The following is a 6,198-nucleotide window of genomic DNA, read 5'->3' as shown; positions in this document are numbered from 1 at the left end:
TAGAGATATATTGGTTAATACTATTACAGAATTATGGAATATGATCACAAGTGCAACTAGTACAGCGTGGGATTGGATTACTAATATAATCCGTGAAGCGTGGCAATGGATAAAAGATACTGTTGAATCTTTCATCGGTCCTATTAGAGATAGTATTAAACAAAATTGGGACACGATTTCTAGCGTAACGTCAGAAGTGTGGAACAAAGTATCTACGTATATCGGTGATAAATGGAACGAAATTTCTAGTAAAACAAGTGAAAAAGTATCGGACGTGAAACAAAAAGCGACTGATGGTTGGAATTCTGTTAGGGACGCTACTTCTCAAAAATGGGAAGAAATAAAAGCAAAAGTCAGTGACGCGTGGGATCGTATTTCTTCCAAAACGAGTGATAAAGCTAGTGATGTGAAGGGTAAAGTCCAAAGTAACTGGGATACGATTAGTTCGGTGACTGGTCAAGTTTGGGGACGTGCGAAAGACAAGGTCGGCGACGCTTGGGACGACATGTCTTCTAAAACATCAAGTATTACAAGTAAGATTAAAGGTTATGTAGAAGATAAATGGGATTCGATTTCTAGCATTTTAACTTCGGTATACAGACCTATCCAAGACGCAATTAACTATTTCCGCGACCTATACAACGGCGTTTCAAAATGGCTAGATAAAGTAGTCGGAAAAGTTCGTGATGCGTGGAATTCAGCTGGCGATATGCTAAATAAATTAAATCCATTTAGTTCATTCAGTATAAGTGTGGATGACAATACCGAAAAGCCATCGTTAGCTCCTCGTAGTTTTGCTGCTCCTGCCTTAGCATCGCCAATGGCACCGATGGCATTTGCGCCTAGAACGTTTGCTAGTGGCGGCATTTTAGGTGATGCAATGTCAAAAGTTAACGGTATTCTAAGTGGCGGCGGAATGCTTTCGGGTCTACCTAGTTTAGCTGGAAATGCACTTGCTGGTAAGGCTGGAATTAACGTTATTAATAATCAACCGCAAGAAATTAAAAATGAAGTTACTTTCCATACTACTGTTAGAAATGAAAGTGATATGAATAAAATGTTCCAAAAAGCTGATGATTGGTTTGCGCAACGTGGACGTGAATTAAACTTAGGGATAGGGAGGAGATAACATTGTTAGATATTAGAATAGACGAGTTTTTGGCAAGTGATTTTCAACTATCGATGGTAGATCGTCCTCATATTCCAACGGCTAAACAAAAGATCGAGAAAATAGATGTTCCAGGACGAAATGGCTCACTAACAAAGAAGGGTGCATATGAAGATGTCGTAATTAAAGTTAAATTTAATATATTGGAGGATGAAAACATCAAACCATTATTACGCCGCATTAAGGCGTGGCTCTTAAATGGGGAAATATTATCATTCTCCGATGATGATGTATTTAGAAAGATCAAACACGTGGAAATAGATGATATCAATAATGAAATTGAAGAGTATGGGGAATTCGATGTGACATTTACACTTGATCCTTTTGAGTATGCCGAAGATGTCAACGTAACAATCTATAAACCGGAAATGATTTATAACTGCGGTACGATTGAATCTGATCCGAAAATGTGGATTGTAGGGAATGGTGCTTTTCGGATAACGATTAATGACGTTTCTTTTCAAATTAAAGATGTAAATGGTTCTGTTGTTATAGATTCAGAAGTATTAGAAGCGTACAACGATACAATACCAATGAACGACAAAATGATAGGAGAATTTCCTATATTTAAAATAGGAGAAAATAAAATAGAGTGGTCAGGTGCAATTCAATCTATAACAATTAAACCACGGTGGAGATATTTATGATTACTTTATATAAACCTAATGAAACGGACTTTACGCATAATGGGATTGCTGTTCTTGATGCTTATATTTATGAGGCAGAGGTTGAAGAAATATTGAATGGCCTATATTCATTTACATTTAGTTATCCTCTCTTTGCTCCACATGGATTGGAAATAGAAGGGATGTGTATTATTAAAACGCCTACCCCTGACGGAGATCAATTGTTCAGGGTGACCATACCGAGTACGAGCATGGGAGAACTGAGGGTACAGTGTTATCATATCTTCTATGATTTAACTGAAAACTTAATTGAAGATATATTTATTCAAACTACAAATGGAAATGGAGCTATGGATCGTATGTCAAAAGGATGCCAGTACAAGCATCCTTTTCATTTTTATTCGGATATACCTACCATTGCAAGTGCACGACTTGTTCGGAAAAATCCAGTAGAAGCCATTTTAGACACTGGCAAAGATAACACTTTCATCAATCGTTGGGGCGGGGAGCTAAAGCGCGATAATTTCGATGTGGAAATGTTGCAAAATCGCGGGAGAGATAGAGGAGTAGTCATTCAACATAAAAAGAATTTATTGGGATACGAAGGTAATGTGGATTGGAAAAGTCCAGTAACCAAAATCATGCCAAAAGGATTTGATGGGTTATTATTACCTGAAAAATATGTTGATAGCCCTCTTATCAATAAGTACCCATTCCCTAAAATAAAGCTTGTGGAATTTGAGCATATAAAGGCAGCTGTAGGGGATTATGCCAATGATGAGGATGCTATCCCATTAGAAGAGGCTTATAGGCGTCTTCGAGAAGAATCAAAAGCAATGTATGATGTGAATCATATAGACCAACCGAAAGCGACATATAAAGTTGAATTTCAAGAGTTATCACAAACGGAAGAGTATAAAGATTACCAAGTATTACAACGTGTATGGATGGGGGATACAGTCACTGTAAAACATTCTGAAGATGGTATATATATTAAGGCTAAAGTTATAGGTTATAAATACGATCCTCTAAAAAAAGAATATAACAGCATTACTCTTGGTAACTATAAAGAATCCTTTACGGATATGGCAGGTAAAGTCGATCGTATGCAAGATGAGTTAACGGATATGCCGGGTTCTATACTGGAAGCGGCAAAAGAAAATGCAACCAATCTCATTAATTCGGGTTTCGGTGGTCACGTTCGTGTGTATCCAGACCGGATATTCATCATGGATACGAAATCAGAAATGACCGCTCAAAAGGTATGGCAATGGAACATTAACGGGCTAGGTTATTCCTCCACAGGTGTGAATGGCCCGTATGGCACAGCGATTACAAGTGATGGACGAATTGTAGCTGACTTTATTACCGCTGGTACATTAAGTGGGAATCTTGTACAAGGTGGAGAAATAACAGGATCAACTTTGAAAACATCTAATTCAGCTAATTTTGTAAATATATCCAAACAATTCATTCGTCTGTATGAGTCTTCGAAAGTAAGGGCTTTTATTGGCTATTACAAAAATAGTAGGAATGAAATACAACCAACTCTTATTTTAGGTGGGGATTCAAATTCTACAGGAGCCAATGGGGCTATTATGGTATACCAATTCTCTGATACGAGTGTTAAATCAGGTGGAATTGGAATCACAAAAGGAATGGATGGTAATGGGTACTTGAATGCCGCTTCCCTATATTTTTCACAAACAGGGAATGCCATGCTAGATGCGGATAAATCTATTGTGTTGAACGCACAAGGTGATATGCGATTAAAAACCAAAGACCAAGTTCGTTTTTATCGTAATGATAATTGGATTGCGAGTATCGGGGTTTCATCAGGAGGAGATACAGACATTATGCTCCCAAATGCGACAATACGAAATTCAAATTGGGACAATGGCTATCTCCAAGTGAAAACAGCGCTTGGTACGTATTATCAAGGAGTGATTGCTTCTGATTTTAAGGTGTCTTCTAAAGCGATATATAAAACGAATATTAGACCGATTACATGTAGCGTACTGGACAAGGTAATGGATTGGAAGATTAAGCAGTATAACCTGAAAACGGATATACCTATACTCTACGAAAAACGTATGAATAGAAAAGAAGGGGAGCCCACAGTTACGACAGAGGCCATTCCTACGCATTATGGTCTCGTTATTCCAAAAGACTCGGAAGAAAATGGTGTGGGACTGTACAGTATGCTTTCACAATTAACAAAAGCATTTCAAGAGTACGTGACAAAAACCGATGCTAGAATCGAAGAATTAGAGCCGATACAACCGAAAGGAAATGTAAAGTATAGGAACAGAATAAAACGCAAGAGAAAATCGCCTAGATACGTAAAAAAACAACTGAAAGAAAGGAGTGACATATAGATGCGTAATGAAGTCATCTTCATAGATTTAGCAGATCCTATATGTACCAAAACCATCCGTGCCCGTCAAAACGATAAAAATGGTTTGAAATTAACTGTACATCTAAAAGAGAATGGGAAAATCGTAGATTTAACCGGATACGCCGTAAAATATGAAGCCACCAATCAATGGGACCGATTTATAAGAGATGACGCGAAGATTGTGGATGCAGGTAAAGGAATATTTGAATATACATTATCACCTGAAGCTGTCTCAACTCCTGCGGAGTGGCTTGCGTATTTTGTGATAGAAAAAAGCAATACAGAACGCACAAGTACACCAGATATCCGCATTGTGTTAAGAAGAGATGTAAAAGAAGGGAATATTAAAATCGAAAATTATATTTCAGAGTTCGATAAGCTCAAGAAACAGATAGATGCTTTGCAACAAGCGGTTGATAAAATGGATGTTGTAAAGCGATCAGGCGGGATAATGACAGGTTATCTAACAATGAGACCAACGCCCGGTTCGAATATCGGAGTTGGATTCAATAGTGAGGATAAGGTATTAGATATCGGTCTTGTAGGAGCCTCGGATGGTCAATTCTATTTAAAAGACTGGAAAAATAATAAAGTGTTGCTGGATAAATCACCTACTGGGGTATTCAATGTTTTTGCTGATAATCTTCTAAAAAAAGCTGGCGACATCATAAATGGATTACTGGAATTTAAGAGCGATAATGCAATTGTATTAGGTAGTCGCTCTTATAAGACAGTAATTCACAAAGGGGCGCAGGGAGAGCTGATTTTTGCTCCATCCACAGTTTCTCAAGGGGATACTTGGGATTGGTCTAAAAGAGTAGAATTTCGAACTGATGGGACAATTAGACAAGCAAATGATACAGGTTGGATTAACCTTCCTACAACTGGGGTAGAGAATGTTCCTGATAGAATTTTGAAGTACAAGAGAAGTGGGGAACAAATATCTGTCATTGGATCAGTTAAATATCTAGCAAATACAACAGTATTTGCAACCCTTCCGGCTGGATTTCGCCCTGTACAAAGTATTGCTTTCCCAGCACTTGCATATGGCAATGGACCAACAGTTTGTGAAGTTACAGTTAAAAGTGATGGTGGAATTTTCTTGAATGGTGTTCAAAATGGAAATGTCATTCATATTGCGATGAGCTTTTTAATTTAGATATTACAGATTAAGCGTGCATAAGCAGGCTTTTTTATTTTGTATAAAATAGGGCTTTGATTCAATTCATCAATCAAGAGGAGTGATTTCACTTCTCTTTTTATTTTGAGGAGATGATCAGTGTGAAACGAATAGTAGACCAAGTAATTTATGAAAAGCATGTTAGCCAAGAAAATAAAAGCCTAGTCAAAGATTTTCTCATTGAAAAGAAATCACAAGGGAAAGCGGCAAGCACTTTACAGCAATACAATTGGGATTTGCGAATTATTTTGTTTCTAATACATCAACACTTTGAAAATAAAAATCTGGTTGAATTAACACGTAAAGACATTCGAAACTTATCTATTATTTTTCAAGAGATGGGAATGTCTAATGCGCGTGTAAATGGATTGATGAGTGCTTTACGTTCAGCACTTGAGTTTTGTGCAGATGATGATGACTATGATTATGAATTTAATGTAGGTTCACGGGTACGTGGTTTACCTAAGAACCCGATTAGAGAAATTACATTTATTACTGAGGATCAGATTAATTGGTTAATCGATGAATTACTTGAGCAAGAAAAATATATGTTAGCAACGTATTTAGCACTTTCTTATTACAGTGCAGCTAGAAAGAATGAGGTATACCAGGTTCAAAAAGAAGGGCTGACAGAACAATATTATACAAATGTGGTACGAGGAAAACGCGGTAAGAAGTTTAGATTATATTACAATCACCGGGTGCAGAAATGCATTCGTTTATATATAAATCAGCGAGGTAAGGATACTATTCCAGATTTGTTTGTGCGTGTTTATAAGAATGGTGAGAGAAAAAGATTGAACAAGAGTGTATTTAATTATTGGTG

At 37.2% G+C, this 6,198-nt stretch carries 5 protein-coding genes; all 5 read left to right on the top strand.

All coding sequences use genetic code 11. From position 1 onward, the window contains the following. A partial coding sequence (locus tag MR168_RS31890; RefSeq protein WP_242291744.1) for an apolipoprotein A1/A4/E family protein occupies window positions 1-1,129 on the top strand: 1,129 nt, incomplete at its 5' end. 2 nt (window positions 1,130-1,131) lie between these two features. Further along, window positions 1,132-1,815, top strand: a complete 684-nt coding sequence (locus MR168_RS31885; RefSeq protein WP_086412693.1) for a distal tail protein Dit — start codon at window positions 1,132-1,134, stop codon at window positions 1,813-1,815. After that, complete coding sequence (locus MR168_RS31880; protein ID WP_086412692.1) at window positions 1,812-4,172, top strand: phage tail spike protein; 2,361 nt, start codon at window positions 1,812-1,814, stop codon at window positions 4,170-4,172. Before MR168_RS31885 ends, MR168_RS31880 begins: the two co-directional genes overlap by 4 nt. After that, the gene (locus MR168_RS31875; protein WP_086402933.1) at window positions 4,173-5,351 is read left to right on the top strand and encodes a BppU family phage baseplate upper protein; all 1,179 of its coding nucleotides are present in this window, start codon (window positions 4,173-4,175) and stop codon (window positions 5,349-5,351) included. A 122-nt stretch (window positions 5,352-5,473) separates the two neighbouring features. After that, a partial coding sequence (locus MR168_RS31870) for a tyrosine-type recombinase/integrase (protein ID WP_242291743.1) occupies window positions 5,474-6,198 on the top strand: 725 nt, incomplete at its 3' end.

Source organism: Bacillus cereus group sp. BfR-BA-01356, from assembly GCF_022663635.1.
GTDB classification, from domain to species: Bacteria; Bacillota; Bacilli; order Bacillales; family Bacillaceae_G; genus Bacillus_A; species Bacillus_A cereus.
Note: the sequence above shows the minus strand (reverse complement) of the source record. Positions and strands in the feature narration are given on the sequence as shown.